This window comes from Streptomyces sp. RPA4-2 (assembly GCF_012273515.2).
Lineage (GTDB): Bacteria > Actinomycetota > Actinomycetes > Streptomycetales > Streptomycetaceae > Streptomyces > Streptomyces kaempferi.
The window spans coordinates 9,266,548-9,291,595 of sequence record NZ_CP050975.2 but is presented as its reverse complement, the minus strand read 5'-3'; the positions used below and the strand labels follow the sequence as shown (position 1 = coordinate 9,291,595).

The following is a 25,048-nucleotide window of genomic DNA, read 5'->3' as shown; positions in this document are numbered from 1 at the left end:
CGGTCTCCGGCCACGGGCGGGTCCCTGGCCCCGGGCCCCGGACTTTCTTCGCTTCCTTCAGGACTTCGTTTCCGGCACGGGGCAAGTTGCCGGACGGCTCCGGTTGTCGGACGGCTTCGGCGTCGTCGGACGTTGTCCGGGACGGGAGTTCGCCCGGGGCGGGACGTGGTGAGCGGCGTCAGCCGCTTCTTGGGGGCGTGAGGGTGTGGAACCGGTCCGCGCCGGTGCCGCCGGCATCGCCCAGAGCGCGGGCCAGGGCGCGCTGCAGGGCGAAGAGCCCGACTCCGGCCAGTCCCGCGTCGGCGCCGAGTACGGCCCGCTCGATGGTGAGGTGTTCGGTCACCAGCGGGTGGCAGCTGTCGTAGAGCCGGCTGCGCACCGCGGCGACGAACGGTTCGAGGGTGGAGAGGATGCCGCCGAGATAGACGGCGTCCGGGTTGAAGAAGTTGACGTTGGCGGCGAGCACTTGGCCGAGGTGCTCGCCGGCCCGGCGGACGGCGCGGGTGGCTTCCGGGTCCGCGTCGGTGGCGAGCTGGACGACGTCCTCGGTGCTGGTGACGTCCAGACCGCGTTCGCGCAGGATGCGGACGAGCGCGGCGCCGGACGCCACGGTCTCCAGGCAGCCGGTGTTGCCGCAGGAGCAGGGGATGTCGGCGCCGCTGTCGATACGGATGTGGGTGATGTCACCGGCGGCGCCGGTGGCACCCCGGTAGAGGTGGCCGTCGATGATGACGCCGGCGCCGATCGCCGAGCCGATCTTCACCGTGATCGTCCGTCGGTGCTCGGCGGGCCTGACGCTCTGCTCGCCGACCGCCATGCAGTTGGCGTCGTTGTCGACGACGGCCGGGACCCCGAAGCGCTCCTCCAGCCAGGAAGCGACCGGGAAGCGGTTCCAGCCGGGCATCCGGGACGGCAGGACGACGGCGCCTGCGGCCACGTCCACCGGCCCCGGCAGGGAGAGTCCGACGCCCCGGAGCCGGTCGCGTCCACGCTGCTCGGCGAGGGACTCCAAGTGCTCGGCGAGTCTCGGCAGGGCGGCCTCGGGACCGTCGGCGATCTCGAAGGAGACGTTGGCGACGTCGCGGACACCGTTGCCCGGGAGCACCACACCGATCCGGGCGTGGCGGCCGCCGACGTCGGCGGCGACGGCGTACTCGTCGGTGCTGCCTGCCCTGAGCACCCTGCGGGGGCGGCCTCCGGTCGAGGACTGGGTGCCCTCCTCGGCGATGAGCCCGCGCTCGACCAGCTCGGCCACGGTGAGGGAGATGGTGGAGGGGGCCGTGCCGAGGAGTTGCGCGAGTTCGGCGCGGGACGACGCCTGTCCTGATGCGACGAGTTCGAGGACCCGCGTGGCGAGGGTCGCGCTCTTCGACGCGGTGCCCTTCGGGGAGACGCCCTTGGTGCCCTTGCGGTCCCGTGCACTTATTTCAGTCATGTACGAAGTAACTTCCGCGGTGTTGGGTGTGCCGGAGACAGTACGCCCGATACTGCCGCCGGGGAACGGTTTCGCGAAGAAAGGCGAAGAAACGCGAAGGAAGGCGAAGGAAGGGGAGAGCGTCAATGCAGAGTCAATTCCACTCAAACCATGACATAGCAACCACTTGAGATACCTGGAGCGGACGCATCAGACTTTCTTCGAGATCGCAGTAACTTATTTGTTACTAAATCTTGTTTGTTTGTTCGGCGGGTCCGTCGTTGACTGTCGCCATACACAGCGCCGATCCCGCGGCGCCGGTTTTGGGTCCTCCCATGACGTTTGCGGGTCCTTTCAGTCTGAGGAGAGTCATGTTCCTTGATCACACGGTCGCCGGCCGCCGCTGGGCCCTCGTCGCGGGTGCCGCCGTCATCACCGGCGCGCTGGTCACCGGCTGTTCCGGCGGCGGTACCTCGTCCTCCGGTTCGGCGTCGTCGGACACGATCAACTACGCCCTCCCTGCGAACTTCACGCCGAACTGGATCCTCCCGATCGGCACCGCCTCGCACCTGAACACCAACAACTCCTCCATATCCCAGGCCGCCTGGGAGCCGCTGATCGCGTACGACGGCTCCACCGGCAAGGTCGGCTGGAACAAGGACAACTCCCTCGCCACCGAAGCGCAGTTCGCCCCGGACAGCAAGAGCGTGACGATCACCCTCGACCAGCGGCACTGGAGCGACGGCAAGCCGATCACCTCACGCGACGTGGAGTTCTGGTTCAACCTGGTCAAGGCCGACAAGGCGGACTGGGCCAGCTACAGCCCGGGCAAGGCGCCGGACAACTGGACCACCTTCAAGACGGTCGACGACACGCACTTCACGATCACCTTCGACAAGGCCTACAACCAGGAGTGGATGCTCGCCAACGAGCTGAGCATGATCCGCCCGATCCCGCAGCACGTCTGGGACAAGACCAGCGACTCGGGCGCCGTCTCCGACCTCGACCGCACCGCCGCCGGCGCCAAGCAGGTCTGGACGTACCTCAACAACGCCGCCAAGAAGATCTCCGGCTACGCGACCGACCCGCTGTGGAAGACGGTCAGCGGCCCGTACACCATCAAGTCGTTCTCCACCGCGGGCACGGTCGAGCTGACCGCCAACGCGAAGTACGACGGCGGCGGCAAGGCCAACATCAAGAACGTCAATCTGCTGCCGTTCACCACCACCGACGCCGAGGAGAACGCCCTCCGCGCCGGCACCGTCGACTACGGCTACATCAACGCCACGGACCTGGGCCAGGAGTCGGCCTTCAAGGCCAAGGGCTACTCGGTGAAGCCGTGGAGCGGCTGGGCGATCACCTACATGCCGTACAACTTCAACAACCCCGCCATGGGCCCGGTGTTCAAGCAGCTGTACGCCCGCCAGGCGATCCAGATGTCGGTGGACCAGACCACCCTCTCCAAGGTGGTCTTCAACGGCAGCGCCGTCTCCACCTACGGCCCGATTCCGCAGGGCCAGGAGTCGTCCTTCGTCTCCTCCGAGCAGAAGAACAACCCGTACCCCTTCGACGCCGTCAAGGCCAAGAAGCTGCTCACCGACCACGGATGGACCGAGCAGGGCGGCACCATGGTGTGCAACGACCCCGGTACCGGAGCCAACCAGTGTGGCGCGGGCGTCGACAAGGGCACCAAGTTCGAGATGCAGGTGCTGTCCCAGTCCGGCTCGACCGTGACCGACAACATGATGAGTGCGCTGCAGTCGTCGTTCGCGAAGACCGGCATCAAGTTCGGCATCAAGACCGCCCCGGTCAACTCCGTCCTGTCGCAGGCCGGACAGTGCACCCCCGACAAGTCGGGCTGCAAGTGGCAGCTGTCCTTCTTCGGCACCGCGGGCAGCTGGTACTTCCCCGCCTACCCGAGCGGTGACTCGCTCTTCGCCACCGGCGGTGGCTCCAACTTCGGCAGCTACTCCAACCCCGAGGTCGACAAGCTGATCACCGAGACCACCACGTCCTCCTCGAACGAGGCGGTGCAGAAGTACAGCACCGCACTCGCCAAGGACCTCCCCGTGATCTGGCTGCCGGAGCCCGACTACCAGATCTCCGTGGTCAAGAACGGCCTCGGCGGCTTCGCCCAGGACTCGCTCGCCAACTTCCACCCCGCCATGTGGAAGTGGACCAAGTAAGCCCGGTCGGTGCCCGCGCGGGCCGACGACGTCCGGCCCCCCGGCCGGCCGTCCAAAGCCCGCGCGCACCCCTCGCGCACCCGCGTCACACCGACACCCGCGTCGCTGTGACGCCCCTGTCCAGGTGACGCCCGTGCGCGCCACAGAGACGAAGCGACCGGAAACCACATGAGCACTTCCTCGTATCTGATCAGACGCGTCCTCCAGGCCGTCGCGGTGATCGTCATCGTGACGATCGTCGTCTTCGGCCTGCTGCACGCCCTTCCCGGAGGCCCCGCACGCGGGATCCTCGGACCCCAGGCCACCGCACAGCAGATCGCCCGCTTCAACCACGAACAGGGCCTGGACAAGTCCCTGCCCGTGCAGTACTTCCACTACCTCGGCCAGCTGGTGCAGGGGGACCTCGGGACCTCGTACACCCTCAACGAGCCGGTCTCCCAGCTCATCGCCGAACGGCTGCCGAAGACTCTGGTCCTCACCCTGCTGTCGGCTCTCGTCGGCCTCGTCCTCGCGATACCGCTGGGCATGTGGCAGGCCGTGCGCCGCAACAAGGCGACTGACTACATCATCACCACGCTGAGCTTCATCGCCTACTCCACGCCCGTGTACTTCCTCGGGCTGATCCTGGTGCTGGTCTTCAGCCAGGAACTGGCGTGGTTCCCCTCGCAGGCTCCGCAGGGCGAGACCCTGGGCCAGGTGTTCTCCGACCCGCAGGCCCTGGTGCTGCCGGTCGTCGCGGGCGCGGCCTCCATGGTCGCGGTGTTCAGCCGGTACATGCGCGCGGCCACCCTGGAGAACCTCTCCGAGGACTACGTCCGCACCGCCAGGGCCGGCGGCTCCCGTTCCCGCGCCATCCTGGGGCGGCACGTGTTCCGTAACTCGCTGACGCCCGTGGTGGCCATGCTCGGCTACTACATCCCGGTGCTCTTCGGCGGTGCCCTGGTCGTCGAGCAGCTCTTCAACTACCCCGGCATGGGGCTGCTGTTCTGGACGGCGGCACAGTCCTCCGACTACCCGGTCCTCCTGGGCTGCGTCCTGGTGATCGCCGTCGCCACCGTCACCGGCACCCTGCTCGCCGACATCGTCCAGCGCATCATCGACCCCCGAGTGAAGGCAGGCCGGGCATGAGCGCCGTCATCCAGCCGGACACTTCCCCGGCGAAGGCCGCCGCTCCGCGTGAGGCCACCAGCGCACGGCTCGCCGTCCGCCGCTTCCTGCGCAACAGGCTGGCCGTCGTCGGACTCGCCGTCGTGGTCCTCTTCATCCTGTTCTGCTTCGCCGGTCCGCTCGTGTACTCCACCGACCAGACCCACACCATGCTCCAGCAGGTCAACCTCGCTCCCAACGGCGCCCACTGGCTGGGCACCGACGCCGTCGGCCACGACGAGCTGGGTCGGCTGATGTACGGCGGCAAGGTCTCGCTGATCGTCGGCCTCGCCGCGGGCGTCCTCGCCACCTGCATCGGCACGCTGTGGGGCGCAGCCGCCGGTTACGCGGGTGGCTGGATCGACGCCGTCATGATGCGGATCGTCGATGCCGGCATCGCGATCCCCGCGCTGTTCATCCTGTTGGTGGTCTCCGCCATCACCACGCCGGGCCTCCCCGGACTCGTCCTCATCCTGGGCCTGGTGTCCTGGCTGGTGCCGTCCCGGCTGGTCCGCGCCGAGACACTGACCCTGAAGAACCGGGACTACGTCCTGACCCTGCGTGCCATCGGCGGCACACACGCCCGGGCGATCCTTCGGCACATCCTGCCGAACTCGGTCTCGACCGTCATCGTCGCCGCGACCTTCCAGGTCGCCGACGCCATCCTGCTGGTCGCGTACGTCTCCTATCTGGGCATGGGAGTCCGGCCGCCGCAGACCGACTGGGGCGGCATGCTCTCCGCCGGTCTCACCGCCGCCTACTCCGGCTACTGGTGGCTCATCGTGCCGCCCGGCCTGGCCATCATCCTGGTGGTGTGGGCGTTCAACGCGATCGGGGACGGACTCCGCGACGCATTCGATGTGAGGGGACGCGGATGACCGCCACCACCAAGGGCTCCCCCGCCCGCGCCGCGGCACCCGGTCCGATCCTCGAACTCGCCGACCTCGGCGTCGTCTTCACCACCGAGACCGGCGAGGTACCCGCGGTCAAGGGCGTGTCCCTGCAGGTCCGACCGGGCGAGACGCTGGCTCTCGTCGGCGAGTCCGGCTCCGGCAAGTCGACGATCGCGCTCGCCGCGATGGGCCTGCTCACCGGGAACGCCCGCACCACCGGCAGCGCCGTCATCGACGGTACGGAGATCGTCGGCGCCTCGGAGAACGGCCTCGCGGCGCTGCGCGGCCAGACCGCCTCCATGGTGTTCCAGGAACCGGCCACCGCGCTCGACCCGCTCACCCGCGTCGGGAAGCAGATCGCCGAGGTGATCCGCAACCATCGCGAGGTGACCTCCAGGGACGCCGCCGCCGAGGCCGTCGACCTGCTGCGCCGGGTCGGCATCCCCGAGCCGGAGAAGCGTGCCCGCGCCTACCCGTTCCAGCTCTCCGGCGGACAGCGCCAGCGAGTCGTCATCGCCATGGCCATCGCCAACGAGCCCAGGCTGCTCATCGCCGATGAGCCGACCACCGCCCTCGACGTGACCGTGCAGGCCGAGATCCTCGACCTGCTGCGTCGGCTGGCCATCGAGACCGGCACCGGCGTGCTGCTCGTCACCCACAACATGGGCGTCGTCGCCGACTTCGCGGACCGGGTCGCGGTCATGTACCACGGGCAGATCGTGGAGACCGGGCCGGTCGAGGACGTCCTGCTGCGCCCCGCCCACGACTACACCCGGCGCCTGCTGGCCGCCGTGCCCCGACTGTCCGTCGCCGAGGCCGCGGACGCGACCGGCCTGCCCGCCACGACCGAGCCGGCCCCCACGCGCCGTCCGGCGGCCGAACCGTCCTCCCGGCCCGCCGGGTCCGACGGCCCCGAGGACCAACCGGTGGTCGAACTACGGGACATCAGCGTGGTGTTCGGCCGTGGCAAGGGCGCCGTGCACGCCCTCGACGGGGTGTCGTTCCGGGTCGGGGCGGCGGAGACCCTGGGTCTGGTCGGGGAATCCGGCTCCGGCAAGTCGACCGCCGCCCGGGTCGCGCTCGGCCTGATCCCACCCACGTCCGGCACCGTCTCCCTGTTCGGCGCCGACCTCGGCCGCACCCGCGCCCGGGCCCGCCGTGCGCTGCGCGCCGGCATCGGTGTCGTCCTCCAGGACCCGGTGGCCTCCCTCGACGCCCGGATGACCATCGGCGAGTGCATCGCCGAACCGCTCCGGATACACCGTCGCGACCTGTCCGCCAAGGACCGGCAAGCCAAGATCGCCGCCGTCCTCGACCAGGTACGGCTGTCACGCGAAGTCGCCCGGCGCACGCCCCGCGAACTCTCCGGGGGACAGCGCCAGCGGGTCAGCCTGGCCCGCGCCCTGGTGCTGGAACCCCGGCTGCTGGTCGCGGACGAACCCACCAGCGCGCTCGACGTGAGCGTGCAGGAGGCGGTCCTGGAGGTGATCACCGAACTCCAGGGTGAACTGGGCTTCTCCTGTCTGTTCGTCTCCCACGACCTCGCGGTTGTTCAGCACTTCGCCCAGCGCGTCGTCGTGATGCGTGCCGGCCGGATCGAGGAGCAGGGCTCCACCGGGACGACCCTGTTGCATCCCGAGACCGACTACACCCGCCGTCTGCTGGCCGCCGTGCCGGTGCCCGACCCGGTGGTGCAGCGGGGCCGCAGGGCCGAGCGCCTGGCCGCTCTCGCGGTAAGCCGTACGGAGGCCCGGACGTGACCGGACCCCTTCTCTCCCCCCACACCCCCGACACCCCGCAGGAACCGGACATGCCCACCTCCCGCCGGCCGCTGTTCGCCTAAGCATCGACATCGGCGGCACCACCACCCAGGTGGTGGTCTGCTCCGACGACCTGACGGTCCTCGACCGTGCGGAGGCCGCCACCCCGGCGCGCGAGGGCGGCCGGGCCATGGTCGGCGCGGCGCTCGACGCGCTGGCCCCGCTGCTGGCCCGTACCCCGGGCCGCCTGGTGGGCGCCGGCATCGGCGCCGCCGGGGTGGTGGACTCCGCGAACGGCCGCATCCTGGTCGCCAGCGACTCCTTCCGCGGCTGGGCCGGCTTCGCCGTCACCTCCGCCGTCGAGGACGCCCTCGGCGTCCCGGCCTACCTGGACAACGACGTCAACGCCTTCCTCTACGGGGAGGTCTACGGCGGGGCGGTGCGCGGCGAGGCCGACGTCCTCGGCATGACCCTCGGGACCGGCGTCGGCGGCGCCCTGTGGACCAACGGCGCCCTGTACACGGGTCCGCACGGCGCGGCCGGCGAGATCGGGCACATCCCCGGATTCGGAGACCTGCCCTGTTCCTGCGGCGGCCGCGGCCACCTGGAGACGCTGGCCTCCGGCCGCTCCATCGGCGCTCGTTACGCCGACCGCACCGGTCACCGCCGCACCGCCCGTGAAGTCGCCGAGGCCGCTGTCCGAGGCGACGACGACGCTCTCGCGGTGTACCGCGCCGCGGGGGCGGGCGTCGCCCGTGCGATCGTGATCACGGCGGGAGTCGCCGATATCACCACGGTGGTCGTCGGCGGTGGCGTCAGCCGCGCGTGGCCCCTGCTGGAACCCTTCATCCTGTCCGCCCTCGCCGCCGACCCTCCGATCAGCGGTCACCCCGTCCGCCTGGTCCGGGCCGCCTTGGACTCCGACGCCGTCCCGGTCGGCGCCGCCGCCCGCGTCCGAGGCGAACTGGGCACGGGAGTGAAGGCAACGACGTAACGGCAGGACCACCGGCCCCGAACCCCGCGGGGCCCAACCCACGGACCACACCGGCATGATGGCCCGGGCGCGCGAGACCGACGGAGCGATCCACCGTCCGCGCACCCGGGCCGCTCATCTCCCACGCCCGGTTGTGCCAGGGCCGTTCCCGGCGGTGAAGCGGTCACGTGGTCAGTTCCTCCGCCGAGCGGACCGCCAGCCGCAGCACCGGCTCGGGGATCCTGGCTTCGCTCAGCGCGCTGCCGTCCCGGGCGGTGAGGCGGAAGGTGTGGGTCTCGCCCGGGAGGAGGGTGACCAGGGAGGTGTCGGACGTCAGGGCGTGCGCGGGGAGGCCCAGCGCGGCGGCCAGCCGGTCCGGGAAGACGCAGATGTCGCGCAGCACCGACTCCGCGGTCACTGTCAGGGCCAGCGCGCCGTCCGCGTAGGACGTGGTCACCGTGCGGGCGGGCGGAGGCGGGGTCAGGGCGCGATCCGGGCGGTAGGCCCAGGTGGTACGCGCACCGTCCGTTTCCACGATCAGCAGCTCGGAATGCGGGTCCGTCGGCGCCGCCACGACCGGGTCCAGCGGCAGGGTGAGCAGGCCGCTCGGCGGGCAGCTCACCTCAAGCCGGGTGCGGGCCAACTCCCGGCCGTCCAGCGAGATGCGGAACACCGACACTTGTGATGTCCAGTCTGCCGCCGAGTCGTTGACGAGTGTCAGAGCGAGGCCCGCGGTACCTGTCGGGTCGTGCGTCGGGCCGGGGCTCACGGGCTGCACGGTCGCCAGGCGCGGCGCGAAGGAGTGCCTGAGTGCGTACCAGAGGGGCTTCTCGATGCCGGCCACGTCGACCGCCGACCAACTGATCGCCGGCCAGCAGTCGTTGAGCTGCCACACCACCGTGCCCGCGCACCGCTTCCGCGACCGCAGCCATTCCACGCCCGCGGCGACCGCCCGGGCCTGCACCAACTGCGTGGCGAAGTGCCAGTCCGCGCCCTCCGCGGGAGTGGGCACGTGCGGCTGGAGGCCACGGGTCAGCTTGTGCATGCCGTCGATGGCCCGCAGGTGATGCCGGGTCAGCGACGAGGCGGGCCCGGGGTTCTCCCCGTCGAGCACCCGCTCGAGGGTCGTCCAGGCGGCGGGCCCGCACCATCCCATCTCGGCGACGAAGGAAGGATCGTGGTCCCGGTAGTGCGCGTAGTCCGCCTCGTTCCAGGCGTCCCACAGATGGCTCAGGCCGTGCGTGTCAGCGGCCGGGTCGGCGTCGAGGCTTCCGGACCAGGGCGAGTTGGGCACGTACGGGCGGGTCGGGTCGAGCCGGGCCAGCACGTCGGGCAGCACGTCCAGGTAGTAGTGCGCACCCCAGCCGCGTTCGCCGATCTGGTCCGCCCAGCCCCAGTGGTGGCGGCCGAGCACCGTCTCGTTGCCGCCGCACCACACCACCAGGCTCGGGTGCGGGGACATCCTGGCCACCGCCTGCTCGGCCTCCGCGGTGACCAGCGCCGCGGTCTCCTCGTCCTCGCAGTAGGCGGCGCAGGCGAAGAGGAAGTCGTGCCAGACCAGTAGGCCCCGCTCGTCGCAGGCGTCCAGAAAGTGCTCGTCGGCGAAATGGCCGCCGCCCCACACCCGCAGCAGGTTGGCGTTGCCGGCCACGGCCTGATCGATACGGGCGACGACGCGCTGCGGTGTCTCGCGGCTGGGCAGGGTGTCGTCGGGGATCCAGTTGTAGCCGCGGACCCGTACGGTGGAGCCGTTGACGACCAGGGCCCAGCGGGTGCCGAGCGCGTCCGGGGTCTCGTCCACGACGACCGAACGCAGTCCGACGCGTACCGCCGTCTCGTCCAGTACCGTGCCGTCCGAGGCGTCGAGGCGGGCGGTCAGCCGGTAGAGCGGCTGGGCGCCCAGGCCCACTGGCCACCAGGGTTCCGGGTTGGTGACGGCGAGCTTCAGCACCGCCTCCTCCCCCACGACCTGGCCGGTGGCGTTGCCGGCCGACCGACCGTCCGGGCCGGTCAGTTCGACCAGGACGCGGGCGCCTGCGGGGGCTTCGACCCGTACGTGCGCGGTGACTTCGGCGGTGCCGTGGTCGGCGGCGAGCCGGACCAGCGGGCGTATGTGGTCGATACGGCCCGCGTAGGTCTCCAGCCTGATGCCCCGCCAGATGCCGGCGGTGACGTAGTGCGGCCCCCAGTCCCAGCCGAAGTTGGCGGCCGTCTTGCGGATGTGGGCGTACGGCTCGTCGTAGGGCGAGGGCAACGGGCCGTGCGCGCGCTCGTGGGCGAGAGCGGCGTCCCAGGCGGAGTCGAAGCGCACCTCGATGGTGTTGTCGCCGGGGCCCAGTACGTCGTCCACGGGCCAGCGGTGGACGAGGTGCTGGTCGCGGGCGGCGGCGACGTGCCGACCGTTGACGTACACCTCGGCGACCGTGTCCAGGCCGTCGGCGACCAGGTCGGTACGGGTGCCGGGCACGGGCGTGAAGTCGAAGGAGCGGCGGTAGGACCACTGGGAGCGGCCCACCCAGTCCTGTGTCATCTCGCCGAGCCCCACGTCCGGGTCGGTCAGGTGGCCTGCGGCGAGCAGTGCGGTGTGCACCTCGCCGGGCACCTGGGCGGGCAGTGCGGCGTCCCGAACCGCGGCGGGCGTGTCGTCCGGGCCCGCCAGCCAGGTCAGCTGCCACTCGCCGCCGAGGTCGTGGCGGGTCGCGGGCGGCGTCGAGGCGTCGGCGGCGGTGCCGGTACCGGAGGCTGAGCCCGTACCGGAGCCGGTGCTGAGTTCAGTGCTGAGTGTCATCCCTTGACCGCTCCTGCGGTGAGTGCCTCTTGCATACGGCGGTTGGCGAGCGAGTAGGCGACGTACACCGGCAGAAGGGTCAGCACGGTGCCGGCGGTGAGCACGCCGAAGTCGGTCGAGTCGGAGATCAGGGTGGGCAGCGCGACCTGGGCGGTGCGGACGTCGGGTGCGGTGCCGGTGATGCTCAGCGAGAAGAGGTATTCGTTCCAGAAGGTGAGCAGTTGCAGGATCACCACGCTCACCACGCCGGGCATGGCGATCGGGATGAACACGTTGATCAGCACCCGCCAGTTGCCCGCGCCGTCCAGCGCCGCGGACTCCACCAGGGCGGGCGGCACGGTCTTCATGAACTGCGTGAGCAGCAGCACCGACAGCGGCAGCGCGCTCGCCGGCAGGAAGAGCATCTGGAACTCGCGCGTGTAGAACATGTGGATCTTGATCGCGAGGATCACGGTGGGGATCAGCGCCGCGAAGGGCGGGATCAGGAAGCCCACCGAGAAGGTGCCGGTGACCAGCCGGGAGAGCCGGTTGTCCAGCCGGGCCAGCGCGAAGGACGCGGGCAGCGCGAGGCCCAGCGTCAGCACGATCGCGACGGCGGAGATCAGCAGTGAGTTCAGCAGTGCCTGTCCGAGGTCCGCGGTCTGCCAGGCGGTGCGGAAGTTGTGCCACAGCCAGTGCTCGGGGAGTGCGAAGGGATGGTTGAAGATCTCGATGTTGGTCTTGAGCGCGCTCGCCGCGAGGTAGTAGAGGGGTGCGGCGAGCAGCAGGGCGTACAGCCAGGACAGCGGGACGGCGAGCGGTCCGGCGCTGCGTCGCCGGGAGCGCCGTACGAGACGGGCGTGTTCGTGGCCCTGCGCGTGGGCGCGGGAGAGCCAGGAGGTGGGGATGGTCATGAGATCTTCTCCAGGGGGCTGCGCAGCAGCGTGCGGATCAGGAGCATCCCGACGACGCCGATGAGCAGCAGGACGACACCGACGACCTGGCTGTAGCCGAGGTCGCTCTGCGAGAAGGCCTTCTCGTACACCAGGTAGGACAACGTGGTGGACGAGGTGCCGGGTCCGCCCTTGGTGAGCAGCAGGATCAGTGCGGCGGAGGTGAACAGTGTCCAGAGGAACTGGAGCATCGTCAGGGTGCGGACGTAGTCCTTCACCATCGGGAAGGCGACCTGCCACATGATGCGGAAGCGTCCGGCGCCATCGATCCTGGCCGCCTCGATCACGTCGCCGGGGACGCCGGCCAGCCGGGAAGCGAACAGCACGGCGGTCCATCCGACGCCGCGCCACAGGTCGATGGCGATCAGGCTGGGCAGGGCGGTGCTGGGGTCGGCGAGCCAGGAGTGCGCGAGCGAATTCAGGCCCGCTGCATTGAGCAGGCCGTTGGTGCCGCCGTTCGGCGACAGCACCCCGTAGAAGATCATCCCTGTGATGGAGATGGAGATCAGGCCCGGCGAGAAGTACAGCACGGACAGCAGGCGGTAGCCGCGCGGTCTGGTGCTCAGGTGGTAGCCGAGCATGAAGGCCAGCGGGATCATCACAGGGATGACGACGGCGACCTGCACGGCGCTGTTGCGCAGCGCGTCGTGGAAGACGGGGTCGCTGAACACGTGTCGGATGTTGTCGGTGCCGACGTAGCTGGGGTCGTAGATGAGGCCCTTCCAGCGCAGGGTGGAGATGACGGACATCGCCACCAGCGGCCCCACCGAGAAGACGGCGAACCACACGAGGGACGGGACCGTCAGCCACAGCAGACGGGGGGTGTTCAGGCCGCCGCGGCGCCGTCCGCGTCGGCGGGCGGCCGGCAGTGCGGGCTCAGGCGCGGCGCGGGTGCTGGTCAGTGTGCTGGTCGATGACATGGATCTGTTTCCTTCGGCCGGGGAAGGACAGGCGATCGGGACGGACAGGCGATACGGAGAGGACGGAGACGGGCCGAGGAGGCCGGACGGTCCGCTGCGGGGAGGCGCTACGCGGTACCGGCCGACGGGACGGGCACGGGCCGCGGGGGACGCCGTGGTGCGGCGGTCCCCGTGATCTGCGCGGGCGGGCTGGGTCAGCTCTTGGTGTTCTTGGTGGCGTCGTCGAGGCCCTCGCAGATCTTGTCGGCGGAGGACTTGCCGTACGCCCCGGTCAGGACCTGGATGATCGGGTCGGACGCCGAACCGATCCACACGTCAGGCACCACGGCGTAGTCCACCGTCTTGTCGAGCTTGAGCGACTGCGCCAGCAGAGGGTCGGTGGCGTACTTCAGGAAGTCACCGTCGGTGGGCGGCAGGATGCCGGCGTCCTTGACGAAGTCGCCGACGGTCGCGTCCGTGTAGAAGGAGGTGATGAACTTGCGCACGTTGTCGATGCGGTCCTTCGACGCGCCGCGCTTGGTGATCATGAAGCCGACACCGGTGAAACCCTGGTAGGCGGTGGGGTTCTTGTAGGTCGAGCCGGAGGGCAGCGGCAGGCCGGCGAGCGTGGTGTGAGTCTCGACGCCGGTGTCCGATTTCTTGGCGTCGGTGTACGCCCAGGAGCCGGCGGACATCATGGCGGCCTTGCCGGAGTAGTAGGCCGCGTACATCGCGTCGCTGTTCAGGCCTGCCGCGTTGTCGGCGAAGACGCCACCGTCACGCAGTTGGGTGAAGAGCTTGATGCCCCGCATCACGGACGGGGTGGCGCAGTAGCCGCCGCTCCGCATGACCTTCTCCATGGTCGCGGCGTCGGTGTAGGACTGCGCGATCTGGTAGAAGAGTTTCTGCCCACTCCAGTCGTTGCCGCCGACGGTGAGCGGCTGGATGTGGGCGGCGCGCAGCTTCTTGGAGGCGTCGATCAGCTCGTCGGTGGTGGTCGGGATCTGGTCGACGCCGGCCGTCTTGAGCAGGTCGGTGTTGTACCAGACCGGCCAGGTGAAGCCGGAGAAGGGCAGGCCCTGGAGCTTGCCCTCGGGCTTCCCGCCGACCCGCCATTCGTCGAGCGCGCTGGGCTTCATCTTGTCGGCGAGGCCCCACTCCCTGAGGTAGTCGTCAACCGGGACGGTGACGCCGGCGTCCTGCCAGCCGAGCGTCTTGTCGTAGAGGTTGACGATCACCACGTCGGGGGACTTGCCGGCCGCGACGGCGTTCTCGACCTGGTCGTCGATGGTCTCCAGGCCGTCGGTGGCGTTGACCTTGACGCCGGTCTCCTTGGTGAAGGCCTTGAAGACGCGGCTCTGCGCCGCCGCCGCGGTGTTGCCGGCCGACCAGCGGGTGACGACGTCTATCGAGTTGCTGCTGCCGGTGCCGCTCTCCGCGTCGCCGCTCGTGCCACATCCGCCCAGGGCGAGGGCGAGGGCGCTGACGACGGACCCGGCTATGACGCGCACGGCCCAGGGCCTGGTGCGGTGGTCCATAGAGCTTCCTTTGCTTGAAACGGCTTCGAACGCGACACAGCGTCTACGAGCGCCCAACGGAAGTCAATAAGAAAGATTAGTAATCTATCAAAGTGGTGAAGCGCCCGGATGAGCAATGAATCACGCGGTGTCGGTACGGCGGCGGAGCCGGCCCGGGACTCGAGTTACGGGCAGGCGGGCAGGCGGGCAGGCCTCAGACGCTGCCGCGCACCACCAAGCGGGCCGGCGGGGCGTTGACCGTAGCGGCAGGGGCGGCGACCAGGGCGTCCGCCAGGGTGTGGCCGGCCAGCTCGCCCAGCTCCTGGACGTCGTGGCTGACCGCGCTGAGTGGCGGGGTGGCGAGCTGGCACAGGGCGGAGTCGTCCCAGGCCACCAGCGACAGGTCGGCCGGCACGGTGAGCCCGAGTCGGCCCGCCTCGTGCAGGGCGCCAAGCGCCATCACGTCGTTGTCGAAGACCACCGCGGTGGGCCGGTCCGCCAGCGCGCCCAGCGCGGTCAGCGCCCGTATGCCCGCGGCCTCCGAGTAGTCCCCCTCGAAGGTCGTGGTGCGTACCCCGTGCCCGGCGGCCGCCGCCTGGAACGTGCGCCGGCGGATGATCGTGTGCGCCATCTGAGCCGGGCCTGCGACGTGGCCGAGGTGGGTGTGCCCCGCGGCGACCAGCTCGTCCACCACGTTCTGCATCGCCACGTCGTCCTGCGTCCACACGGCCGGCAGCCCGCCCGCGGTCACCGGGTCGCCGATCACCACCGTCGGCAGGCCGAGCTCCTTCACCAGTGCCACCCGCTCGTCGCCCGGCAGCAGGTCGATGAGGATCACGCCCTGTACCTGGCCGTGCCTCGCCCAGGCCCGCATCCGCTCGGCGGCCTGCGCCACCGTGGCCACGACCTGGAGCAGCACCGGCACCCCGAGCGGGACCAGGACGCGCTCCATGCCGGCGATGAAATCGTGGAAGAACGGCTCCGCGCCCAGCACCTCGGCGTCCCGCACCAGGGCGAGCCCGACCGGAGTACCGCGCAGCGGGCGGGCCCTGTCGCTGGTCGCGGGCGCGGGCATGGTGGCCTCCCGGTCAAGGGTCTCGTCTAACCTCGTGCTTGACGTAGTCACACGACAGCGTACGGCGGAGCGGAAGGTGGACCAGGATGGCCCGACGGGAGTCTGCGGCAGCGGGACCCGGCAGCCGCGCACTCATCGTCGACCTCATCAGGTCGTCCGGGCCGATCAGCCGGGTGGAGCTGGTCAACGCGACGGGGCTGACACAGCCGACGATCTCCAACATCGTGCGGCGGCTCATCGACGACGGGGTGGTGCGCGAGACCGGCGACACGGTGGCCACCCGGGGCAAGCCGCGCGCCATGCTGATCATCAACTCGCGAGCGGCCTACGGCGTCGGCATTCACGTCGGATCCGACGCACTGACCTGCGTGGTCACCGACACCCGCGGCGGCACGGTGGGCCGAGCCCTCATCGCGGGCCCGAGCGCGAACGCCGCCCTCGGCGGTCCGCGGCCGGGCGGCGGTACGGATTCCGGAGGCGGTACGGGGCCGGGTGGTAAGGGCTCCGGCCACACCCACTCGGGCGGCGGGAAGAACTCCGGCGACACGGGGGACGCCGTCGAGCAACTGGCCGCGCTCTACCGGGACGTGACGGAGGGCCTCGGCCTTGAACCGCAGAGCGTCGCCGGGCTCGCGGTGGTCGGCCCCGGGCCCGTGGACCTGGCGCGCGGCGGCTTCCTCGCCCCGCCGGGCCTGCCGCAGTGGGCGGGACTCGACCTCGCGGACACGCTGGCGGCCCGTCTTGACATCCCGGTGCTGGTGGACAGCGACGCGGCGGCCGCGACGGTCGGCGAGTTCTGGAGCCGGCAGGTCTCCCGGGACCGTACCTTCGGCTGCCTGTACATGAACTCCGGCATCGGCTCGGGCGTCGTCCTGGACGGTGCACTGCACCGCGGCTCCAGCTCCAACGCGGGAAAGATCGGACATGTGGCCGTGATCCGTGACGGCGAGCCCTGCCCGTGCGGCAACCGCGGCTGCCTGGAAATGTACGCGGCGCCGCGCGCGGTGGTGCGCCGGGCCCGTGCGGTGCCGGGGCTCGCGGACCGGCTCCAGATCAGCCCCGACGACCCGGACGCCTGGGCCTTCGACGTGCTGGCGCGAGCCGCGCTCTACGGCGACGAGCAGGCCCGCGCGCTGGTCGACGAGTCGGCGGCACTGCTCGCGGAGGGCGCGGTGGCGCTGGTGAATCTGTGGGACCTCGACACGTTGGTGCTGGCCGGACCGGGTTTCGTGGTCGCCGGGTCGATCTACGTCAGCGAGGTCAGGCGGCGCCTCGCCGAGTGCGCGTACACCCGTGACGTGCACGGCGTACGGGTGGACCTGTCGAGCAACCCCCGGGACGCGGCGGCGATCGGCGGCGCGGCGCTGGTGCTCCAGGGGTCGGTGGCCCCGGGCCACGGCCCCGAACTCACCGCCCGCACCTAGCCGATGAGAGCCCGGGGCCTGGTCGGCGCGCTCGCGGCCACGCCTGACGGACGTCCGGCTTCCGCTCGCCGGCGGCCACTTTGGTCCGATGTATTGATGCCGAGCTGACGCGCCGGTACGTTGCTCGACCGCTGGCATCTACGCGGCTCCGACTTTCATAAATTAATTAAGAAACTAGACCGCGAGCCGTTGGGCCACCGCGTCACCTCGACCTCCACAGCGCCCCTCACCCCTCCCGAAGGAGCCTGATGAGACACCCCGTCAGCCCGCACCGCCAGGCGCCGCCCGGCCGCAAACGCAGAGCGCCCCGCCGCCTGGCCGCCGTCTTCCGCACGGTGAGCGCCACGTTCGCCATCGCCGCGCTCGCCGTACTGGCCCCGCCCGCGGTCCTCCCGGCACACGCGGCGGACGCGCCACGCGTCATCCACGTGGCCAAGAACGGCAGCGACGCCAACGCCGGCACGCAGGCTTCCCCGTATCTGACCATCAATCACGCCGCCCAGGTGGCACAGCCCGGCGACACCGTGGAGGTGCACGCCGGGCTGTACCGCGAAACGGTCAAGCCCGCGCGCGGCGGCACCGACGAGCAGCACCGGATCACGTACACCAACGCCGGCGACGGAGCGGTGAGCATCAAGGGCTCCGAAGAGATCAACTCCTGGACCCGCGGCAGCGGCAACGTCTGGAGTGTCACGCTGCCGAACAGCTACTTCGGCGACTGGAACCCGTACGCCCAGGGGCAGCCGAACGGCGGCGGTGGGGGCACCTTCGCCGGCTACACCGCCGGCGACGTCTACCTGGACGAGGCCGCGTACTACGAGAAGCCGTCGCTCAGCACCGTGCAGAGCGCGGCCAACACCTGGTACTCCGAGGTCGGTTCGTCCAGCACCACCATCTGGGCCAACTTCAACGGCGCCGACCCCAACGCCCGGCTCGCCGAGATCAACGTCCGCCGGCAGGTCTTCGCGCCCGACGTCTGGGGCCTCGGCTACATCACCGTCAACGGCTTCACGATCAAGCACGCGGCCAACACGTACTCGGACTTCCCCGACAGCCCCGACCGCCGGCAGGCAGGCGCGATCAGCGTCTACGGCGGGCTGAAGTGGATCATCGAGAACAACATCGTCATCAACGCCAGGACGATCGGCATCGACATCGGCCTGAGCAACGACACCTGGGCCGGAAACCGCCCTGGCACACCACGCACGGATTTCCACAACACCAGCGCGTACGGCTCGCACACCGTCCGCAACAACTACATCGCGAAATGCGGCCAGTCGGGAATCGCGGGCGTCTTCTCCTGGCACTCGCAGATCCTCTACAACATGATCGAGGACACCAACTACCGCAATGAGTTCAGCGGTGCGGAAACCGCCCCGATCAAGGTCCACTACATGAATGAGGGCCTGATCAAGGGCAACTACGTCAAGAACTCCAAGGGCGGCAACTCAGCCGGCATCTGGACCGACTGGGGCAACCAGAACGTCCGCATCACCGGCAACGTCGTGATGAACAGCCCCTGGGGCTACTACGCCGAGGCCGTCTTCGGGCCCATCCTGGTCGACAACAACGTCTTCATCGGCAACAGCGACATCCGAACCCTGGACGCCACCGGCATCGTCTTCGCCAACAACCTCTTCCTCGACAACGCGAACATCCACAGCGACGGCAGCGGCCGCAACGCGTACTACTTCCAGCCGGGCACGATGAACGAGACCACCGCGCTCACCTCGCCCGAGAAGTTCTTCTGGTACAACAACCTGGTCCAGGGCTCGACGCTGCCGAACAACACCACGGACAAGACCCAGGTGAAGGAAGGCAATTCCACCGGCGCCGTCTCCAACGTGCACTACACGGCGACCAACACCCAGATGGTGCTGAACTTCGATCTGGACGCCTCCGCCATCCACGGCAACACCCCGGTCACGCAGGCCCGGGTCGGCACCATACCGACCGCCAACCAGAGCATCCAGGCCGACGTCACCACGGACTTCTTCGGCCGGCAGGTCAGCAGCACCAACACCATGGCCGGGCCGTTCGCCGCGGCCGCGGTAAGCAGCAACTCCCTCACGCTGTGGCCGCTTACTTACCAGACCGTGCCCACCCCGCCGCCCCCGCCGACCGGCACCCCGGTGAATCTGTCACTCGGCGCCGACGCAAAGGCGGTCGCCTCCTATCAGGACGGCAAGTACCAGGCCTCCAACGCCATCGACGGCAACGGCTCCTCGCGCTGGTCGAGCGACCACAGCAACGACCCCAACGCCTGGATCCACGTCGACCTCGGCGCCGAGTACGCGGTGTCCACCGCCGTGCTCAACTGGGAGGCCGCCTACGGGAAGGCATACAAGGTCCAGGTATCGGACAACGCCTCCAACTGGACCGATGCCTACTCCACAACCAACGGCCAAGGCGGCACCGAGACAGTGAACGTGGGCAAGAATGTCCGCTACGTACGCATGCAGGGCGTCACACCCGCGACCGCGTACGGCTACTCGCTCTACGAGTTCGAGATCTACGGAACCCCCGTCGGCGGCAGCGGCGCCACCCTCTACGGAGACGCCGACTACAGCGGTACCTCGGCCGCCTTCGGGCCCGGGAACTACGACCTGCCCGCGCTCCAGGCCAAGGGCATCGCCAACGACTCCATCTCCTCGCTCCGCGTTCCGGCCGGCTGCACCGTGACCGGCTATGCCGACGCGGGTTTCTCCGGCACGGCCTGGAACTTCACCGGCGACGCCCCGAACCTGACCACCACGGGCAACAACGACGCCATCTCCTCCCTGCGCGTCACCGCCAACGCCAGCCGAGGGGTGAGTCACCCGTGATCCTCATCAAATCCCGCACATCCCACACGGGAAGAAAGCTCCTCGGCGTCGCCCTGACCTTCTTCCTGCTGCTCACCATGGCAGTGCAGGCGTCCCGGTCGAGCGCCGCCGACGCCCCCGTCAATCTCGCCCGCAATCCGGACGCCCGCGCCGTCGCCTCTTACCAGGACGGCGACTACGTGGCGTCCAACGCCATCGACGGCAACAGTGGCACCCGCTGGTCGAGCGACCACAGCAACGACCCCGACGCCTGGATCTACGTCGACCTCGCGGGCGAGTACACCGTCTCGTCCGTGACGCTGACCTGGGAGAGCGCGTACGCGAAGGCGTACAGGATCCAGACATCCGACGACTCGGTGCACTGGGCCGACGCCTACTCCACGACGAACGGCAACGGCGGCACCGAGACCGTCACCGTCAACAAAGCGGCGCACTACGTACGGTTGCAGGGTGTCACCCCCAACACCCCATACGGATATTCCCTGTGGGAGTTCGCGGTCCACGGCACCGCGAGCGGCGGCAGTGGCGTCCCGTCCGCCGGCTCACCGACCGTCGCACCCTCCACCACGTACCCGAAGACGTACGGCGATTGGCAGAACGGGTTGCTGGCCGGCAACGGCAAGCAAGGAGTCATCGTCTTCGGCGACCCGCGCAACGACACGGTCGTCTTCGACGACAAAGACTTCTTCATGGCGCGGACGGAGGCCCACCCGCACCGCACCTTCAACACCGTCAGCCAGGACAACATCAACAAGATCCGCGACGAGCTGATCTCCGGCCAGTACCAGCAGGCCAACCAGCTCGCCGCCGACGTGCAGGGCTACCAAGGCGGCGGCGAGGGCAGCAAACACCCCGGCTACAAAATGACCATCGGCATGCCCGACGCCGGGCAGATCAGCAACTACGCCCGCTCCACCGACTACTCCAACGGCGTGGTGAAGGTCAACTGGGACGACAGCAAGGGCTCGTGGGAGCGGGACTCCTTCGTATCCCGCACCGACGGCGCCACCGTCCAGTACCAGGCGGCGCCCGCGGGCCAGAAGGAGACCATGACCCTGGGCCTGTCCATCGACCCCGGCATGAACCTCCTCAACAAAGGCGTCACCTACACCGACAACTCCACCACCGACTACCTGAACCTGCGGGCCAAATACCCCAGCGGCAGCTACAACGCCGGCTATGAGGGCGTCACCCGCATCGTCACCGACGGCACCAAGACCCTCAGCAACGGCCAGGTGACCGTCTCGAACGCCAGCTACGTACTGTTGCTGTCACTGACTCAGCGCTACAACGGCACATACAACGGCGGCGTCCCGGCCGAGCAGGAGTGGGGCAAGAACCTGCTCCGGCAGAAGCTCGCCGGGCTCGGTACTGACTACTACACGCTGCTCAACCGGCATACCGACGCACACAGTTCGATCTTCGGCCGGGTCTCGATCGACTTCGGCGCCTCCGCGGCCGACCGCGCGAAGTCCACCGAGCAGCTGCTCGCCGAGCAGAAGTCCTCCTCGACACCGGTCCCGGCGCTGTATGAACGCATGTTCTACGCCGGCCGCTACCACCTGCTGGGCTCCAGCGGACCCACGCAAGCCCCGGACCTGCTCGGAAACTGGACGGGTGACAGCAACGTCGGCTGGGACGGCTACTACCATCTGGACGCCAACCTCAACCTGCAGATCTCCAGCGGCAACATCGGCAACATGCCGGAGGCCATGACGGGTTACTTCTGGCTCAATCAGCAATGGCAAAAGGACTTCGAGACCAACGCGAAGAAGCTCCTCGGCACCCGCGGCATGCTCACCGGCGGCAACACGCCCAACGGCGAGGGCCTGATCTCCAACATCAATTTCGACTACCCCTACCAGTACGTGACAGGCGGGGAGTCCTGGCTGCTCGAACCCTTCTGGGAGTACTACCAGGTCACCGGGGACACCACGTTCCTCGCCGACAAGTACTACCCGCTGATCCGCGACATGGGCGACTTCTACGAGGACTTCCTCACCAAGAAGGACGGCAACGGCAACTACATCTTCGCCGGCTCCATCTCGCCGGAGAACACCCCTCCGGGCGGGGTGCCGCTCGCCGTCAACTCCGTCTACGACATCTCCGGGGCCAAGTTCGCGCTCACGACGCTGATCCAGACCGCGAAGACCCTCGGCCGCGACGCCGACAAGATCCCGGTCTGGCAGGAGAAGCTGGACCACCTGCCGCCGTATCTGATCAACAACGACGGCGCGCTGGCCGAGTGGGCCCGGCCCGACCTGGAGAACAAGAACAACTACCAGCACCGCCACTCCAGCGGCCTGCTGCCGGTGTGGCCCTACCGCGAGATCACTCCGGAGACCAACTCGGCGCAGTTCAAAGCCGCGCAGGTGTTCCTCCAGAAGAAGGACCAGGGCGCGTACGAGAACGCCGGACACGGCCTGCTGCACGGGGCGCTGATCGCGGCCGACCTCGACATGCCGGATTCGGTGGGCGCGAAGCTGCTGCGCTTCGCCAAGGACGACTACTACTACAGCAGTATGGCGACCTCCCACTACAACAACCACAACACCTTCGCCACGGATGTCGTGAACTCCGTGCCCACGGTGATGATGGAGATGCTGGCTTCCACCAGGCCCGGCACGCTGGAACTGCTGCCGGGGCTGCCGAAGGGCCTGGACAAGGGGTCCGTCTCCGGGATGCTCGGCAAGAGCCAGTTCACCATCAACAACCTGACGTGGGACACCGACGCGCACACCGCGAAGGTGACGCTCACCTCGAAGATCAACCAGAACCTGACGCTGATCCAGCGCTCGGGCATCTCCTCGATCACCGCCGACGGCGTAACCGTCCAGAGTTCCTCCCTGGGCAACATCGCACGCGTCCTGCCGCTCCAGGCAGGCAAGACCGTAACCGTCAACCTCACCATGAACGCCCCGCGGGCCAACCTGGCACAGGGCAAGCCGGCGACGGCCTCGTCCCAGTCCAGCGGCGACCAGTCGGCCACCAAGGCCTTCGACGGTGACCTGAACACCCGGTGGAGCGCCGGCCAGGACCCGAACAGCTGGATCCAGGTCGACCTCGGCAGCCAGTACAACCTCTCCGAGGTGGACCTGCTGTGGGAGGCGTCGTACGCGAAGTCCTACAAGTTGCAGGGCTCCACGGACGGCTCCACCTGGCACGACCTCTACAGCCGAACCAACTCTTCAGGAGGTACCGAGAAGATCCCCGTCAGCGGGCAGGCAAGATACGTCCGCATGCAGGGCAGCCAACTGTCAGGCCAGTGGGGCTACTCGCTCTACGAGATGCAGGTGTACGGCTAGGTCGTGTTGCGAAGGTCCCGTCGTCCGCCGGGAGGGCGTGCCAGACGCCGCGAGGCAGGCGGGACTTTCGCAACACGCCCGCGTCGGGTTCCTGACCGTGCAGAAGGCACTGGCGTCGGCCTGGCCGGAACCGAGGAAGCAGCGCGCTGCATGAGCGAGAGGCCTCTTCGCGGAGGGCCTGCCGATGCGGGCGGGCCACCTGCCGCAGATGCGCCGTCTCCCAGCCCGCTCGGCACTCCGCCCGGGCGGAACGGTCAGGCGGCGTAGCAGAGCACCTCAGGGTCGGCCGGGGCCGGGGCGTGGGCGACGCTCGCGTGCACGGGGCGGGCGGTGGTCGCGGCCCGCGAGCGGTTTCGCGCGAAGACGACGAGGTGCAGCACCGCGAACCGCGCGACTCCGGCGAGGGCGGAGGCGGACAGGTAGACGACCTGCTCGAGCAGCGCACCGGGCGTCGCCGCCAGCTGCCGCAGGGCAAGCATGGCCACGCAGGTCACCGCGTACGCGGCCGCCGCCGACCCGGCCGACTGGACATGCTGGCGCCAGGTCGCCCGCCTGCTCGCGCCGAAGGTGAAGCGGGCGTGCAACTCGGTGGCGAGAACCGTGGAGACCACGGTGATCAGGGCGTTGGCGAGGACCCAGGGAATCGTGGAGGCGAGGGCCGCCACGGCAAAACTGGAGGCGAGCCCCACCCCGCCGCCGAAGAGCACGAAGCGGGCGAAGGCGGTGAAGGCGCCGGGCGCCGCCTGCTCCTGGCCCTGTGCTGTCCCCATGGCCCGACCCCTCTGATGTCTCACTCCGCGAATCGCGCACCCTTCGGCCGCGAAGCCGAGGACTGCACCCCTATGGCGCCATAGTGGCACACATTTGGCGCCACGAGAAGGCACTTTATGGCGTCAGGCGCGCCACCGAATGGCCCCGCAGCGTCGGGAAGGTCGCGACACCGCAGGCCGGCGACTCGGCACAGCCCGGGTACGCGCCGGAGGTGCGGCGCATCCCCGTCGCCGCCGAGGGATCTACGGGCAAGGAGGTTGAGGGCAAGCCCCCTGTGGCTCTCACTGAAGGGGCCTGCAATGGGTCGACGGAATCCGGACGCCGCTCCCGGAGGACTCCGTGACGCCAGGGGAAGTGATCGGCGTCCTCGATGCTCGCGTCAGGAGAGCGGCCACGGCGCCGCGTTGACACGTCCGACTGGCGGGCGAATCTCCGCAGGTCAGTGCCATTGGGCCGGTCCCGACCCGCAATCGCTCGCTCTCCCGGCTTGCGCATGGCGCCATAGTGGTGCCATTATGGCGTCATGGATCTCATGCCGTATGTCGACAACCTCCGCCGCGAACTCGCGGTGGCCGCCGAAGCCGGCGGCGAAGAGGCGCGCGAGCTGGCCGAGCGGCTCACCGCTCCCCTGGAGTCGGCGACCCGTCTGACGCTGCTCAATGTGCTCTCCGCCGCGATGGACGAGATCACCCGTGAACTCGCCCCCGGCTCGGTCGACGTACGACTGCGTGGGCTCGACCCCGACTTCGTGGTGACGCGGCCTGCGGCCGACGAGGTGTACGAGGACAGGAGCGGGCCCGCCGAGCCGCTCAGAGCACCGGCCCCGGCGCCCGCGGAGGGCGACGACGGCGGCACCGCCCGCGTCAATCTGCGCCTGCCCGCCCACCTCAAGGCACGCGCCGAGGAGGCCGCGAGCCGCGAGGGCCTGTCGGTCAACGCGTGGCTGGTACGAGCTGTGTCGGCCGCGGTCGACGGCGGCACCCAGCCGCGTACGCCGGAGGAGACCCGTACCACCCGCACCACCCGCACCGTCGGACAGAGCCTCACGGGCTGGGTGCACTAGCCGCGCCAAGGCCACTCCACTCCACTTCACTCACACCACGTCCCACCAGCAGGGACACCGCGAAGACCCAAGAGGAC

At 69.4% G+C, this 25,048-nt stretch carries 16 protein-coding genes; 9 read left to right on the top strand and 7 right to left on the bottom strand.

Annotated features, from left to right (window positions below; translation table 11 throughout):
• Positions 1 to 178: 178 nt before the first annotated feature.
• A complete protein-coding gene (locus HEP85_RS41060; RefSeq protein ID WP_168532345.1) occupies positions 179 to 1,435 on the bottom strand; it encodes an ROK family transcriptional regulator in 1,257 nt (418 codons plus the stop codon).
• Positions 1,436 to 1,785: 350 nt separating this feature from the next.
• Between HEP85_RS41060 and HEP85_RS41055 the strand changes: the two genes are divergently transcribed.
• The 5 genes from HEP85_RS41055 (at position 1,786) to HEP85_RS41035 (ending at position 8,393) form a co-directional block, all read left to right on the top strand.
• Positions 1,786 to 3,600, top strand: coding sequence for a peptide ABC transporter substrate-binding protein (locus tag HEP85_RS41055; RefSeq protein WP_168532343.1), 1,815 nt, complete (start codon positions 1,786 to 1,788; stop codon positions 3,598 to 3,600).
• Between the two features lie 168 nt (positions 3,601 to 3,768).
• Complete coding sequence (locus HEP85_RS41050) at positions 3,769 to 4,728, top strand: ABC transporter permease (RefSeq protein WP_168532341.1); 960 nt, start codon at positions 3,769 to 3,771, stop codon at positions 4,726 to 4,728.
• On the top strand, positions 4,725 to 5,624 hold the full coding sequence (locus HEP85_RS41045) for an ABC transporter permease (protein WP_168532339.1): 900 nt from the start codon (positions 4,725 to 4,727) through the stop codon (positions 5,622 to 5,624). The genes HEP85_RS41050 and HEP85_RS41045 overlap by 4 nt, the downstream gene beginning before the upstream one ends.
• On the top strand, positions 5,621 to 7,399 hold the full coding sequence (locus HEP85_RS41040) for a dipeptide ABC transporter ATP-binding protein (RefSeq protein ID WP_369658055.1): 1,779 nt from the start codon (positions 5,621 to 5,623) through the stop codon (positions 7,397 to 7,399). Before HEP85_RS41045 ends, HEP85_RS41040 begins: the two co-directional genes overlap by 4 nt.
• 112 nt (positions 7,400 to 7,511) lie before the next feature.
• Positions 7,512 to 8,393 carry an ROK family protein gene (locus tag HEP85_RS41035; RefSeq protein ID WP_248002363.1) on the top strand — a complete coding sequence of 294 codons (882 nt, stop codon included), beginning with the start codon at positions 7,512 to 7,514 and terminating at the stop codon, positions 8,391 to 8,393.
• Between the two features lie 163 nt (positions 8,394 to 8,556).
• On the opposite strand, the gene HEP85_RS41030 is transcribed toward HEP85_RS41035, so the two are convergent.
• From HEP85_RS41030 to HEP85_RS41010, 5 genes are all read right to left on the bottom strand, one after another.
• Positions 8,557 to 11,160 carry a glycoside hydrolase family 2 protein gene (locus HEP85_RS41030; protein WP_248002362.1) on the bottom strand — a complete coding sequence of 868 codons (2,604 nt, stop codon included), beginning with the start codon at positions 11,158 to 11,160 and terminating at the stop codon, positions 8,557 to 8,559.
• A complete protein-coding gene (locus tag HEP85_RS41025) occupies positions 11,157 to 12,053 on the bottom strand; it encodes a carbohydrate ABC transporter permease (RefSeq protein ID WP_168532335.1) in 897 nt (298 codons plus the stop codon). The genes HEP85_RS41030 and HEP85_RS41025 overlap by 4 nt, the downstream gene beginning before the upstream one ends.
• Positions 12,050 to 13,012, bottom strand: coding sequence for a carbohydrate ABC transporter permease (locus HEP85_RS41020; RefSeq protein WP_168532333.1), 963 nt, complete (start codon positions 13,010 to 13,012; stop codon positions 12,050 to 12,052). Before HEP85_RS41020 ends, HEP85_RS41025 begins: the two co-directional genes overlap by 4 nt.
• A gap of 194 nt (positions 13,013 to 13,206) precedes the next feature.
• A complete protein-coding gene (locus tag HEP85_RS41015) occupies positions 13,207 to 14,529 on the bottom strand; it encodes an ABC transporter substrate-binding protein (protein ID WP_168532332.1) in 1,323 nt (440 codons plus the stop codon).
• A 193-nt stretch (positions 14,530 to 14,722) separates the two neighbouring features.
• Complete coding sequence (locus tag HEP85_RS41010; RefSeq protein WP_168532331.1) at positions 14,723 to 15,583, bottom strand: LacI family DNA-binding transcriptional regulator; 861 nt, start codon at positions 15,581 to 15,583, stop codon at positions 14,723 to 14,725.
• Positions 15,584 to 15,669: 86 nt separating this feature from the next.
• On the opposite strand from HEP85_RS41010, the gene HEP85_RS41005 reads away from it, so the two are divergent.
• From HEP85_RS41005 to HEP85_RS40995, 3 genes are all read left to right on the top strand, one after another.
• Entirely contained in the window at positions 15,670 to 17,007 is a 1,338-nt protein-coding gene (locus HEP85_RS41005) for an ROK family transcriptional regulator (protein ID WP_248002361.1), read from the top strand.
• Positions 17,008 to 17,255: 248 nt separating this feature from the next.
• Entirely contained in the window at positions 17,256 to 19,832 is a 2,577-nt protein-coding gene (locus HEP85_RS41000) for a discoidin domain-containing protein (RefSeq protein ID WP_369658054.1), read from the top strand.
• A complete protein-coding gene (locus tag HEP85_RS40995) occupies positions 19,829 to 23,137 on the top strand; it encodes a discoidin domain-containing protein (protein WP_369658053.1) in 3,309 nt (1,102 codons plus the stop codon). The genes HEP85_RS41000 and HEP85_RS40995 overlap by 4 nt, the downstream gene beginning before the upstream one ends.
• 254 nt (positions 23,138 to 23,391) lie before the next feature.
• On the opposite strand, the gene HEP85_RS40990 is transcribed toward HEP85_RS40995, so the two are convergent.
• Positions 23,392 to 23,907: a hypothetical protein gene (locus HEP85_RS40990; RefSeq protein WP_168532330.1), complete on the bottom strand. Its 516-nt coding sequence runs from the start codon at positions 23,905 to 23,907 to the stop codon at positions 23,392 to 23,394.
• 524 nt (positions 23,908 to 24,431) lie between these two features.
• On the opposite strand from HEP85_RS40990, the gene HEP85_RS40985 reads away from it, so the two are divergent.
• Positions 24,432 to 24,971: a toxin-antitoxin system HicB family antitoxin gene (locus HEP85_RS40985; RefSeq protein ID WP_168532329.1), complete on the top strand. Its 540-nt coding sequence runs from the start codon at positions 24,432 to 24,434 to the stop codon at positions 24,969 to 24,971.
• Positions 24,972 to 25,048 lie beyond the last annotated feature (77 nt).

Bases quoted from the DNA above. Each gene is read 5' to 3' on its own strand.
- HEP85_RS41060 (WP_168532345.1), bottom strand. From the start codon at position 1,435: ATGACTGAAATAAGTGCACGGGACCGCAAGGGCACCAAGGGCGTCTCC.
- HEP85_RS41055 (WP_168532343.1), top strand. From the start codon at position 1,786: ATGTTCCTTGATCACACGGTCGCCGGCCGCCGCTGGGCCCTCGTCGCG.
- HEP85_RS41050 (WP_168532341.1), top strand. From the start codon at position 3,769: ATGAGCACTTCCTCGTATCTGATCAGACGCGTCCTCCAGGCCGTCGCG.
- HEP85_RS41045 (WP_168532339.1), top strand. From the start codon at position 4,725: ATGAGCGCCGTCATCCAGCCGGACACTTCCCCGGCGAAGGCCGCCGCT.
- HEP85_RS41040 (WP_369658055.1), top strand. From the start codon at position 5,621: ATGACCGCCACCACCAAGGGCTCCCCCGCCCGCGCCGCGGCACCCGGT.
- HEP85_RS41030 (WP_248002362.1), bottom strand. From the start codon at position 11,160: ATGACACTCAGCACTGAACTCAGCACCGGCTCCGGTACGGGCTCAGCC.
- HEP85_RS41025 (WP_168532335.1), bottom strand. From the start codon at position 12,053: ATGACCATCCCCACCTCCTGGCTCTCCCGCGCCCACGCGCAGGGCCAC.
- HEP85_RS41020 (WP_168532333.1), bottom strand. From the start codon at position 13,012: ATGTCATCGACCAGCACACTGACCAGCACCCGCGCCGCGCCTGAGCCC.
- HEP85_RS41015 (WP_168532332.1), bottom strand. From the start codon at position 14,529: ATGGACCACCGCACCAGGCCCTGGGCCGTGCGCGTCATAGCCGGGTCC.
- HEP85_RS41010 (WP_168532331.1), bottom strand. From the start codon at position 15,583: ATGCCCGCGCCCGCGACCAGCGACAGGGCCCGCCCGCTGCGCGGTACT.
- HEP85_RS41005 (WP_248002361.1), top strand. From the start codon at position 15,670: ATGGCCCGACGGGAGTCTGCGGCAGCGGGACCCGGCAGCCGCGCACTC.
- HEP85_RS41000 (WP_369658054.1), top strand. From the start codon at position 17,256: ATGAGACACCCCGTCAGCCCGCACCGCCAGGCGCCGCCCGGCCGCAAA.
- HEP85_RS40990 (WP_168532330.1), bottom strand. From the start codon at position 23,907: ATGGGGACAGCACAGGGCCAGGAGCAGGCGGCGCCCGGCGCCTTCACC.
- HEP85_RS40985 (WP_168532329.1), top strand. From the start codon at position 24,432: ATGGATCTCATGCCGTATGTCGACAACCTCCGCCGCGAACTCGCGGTG.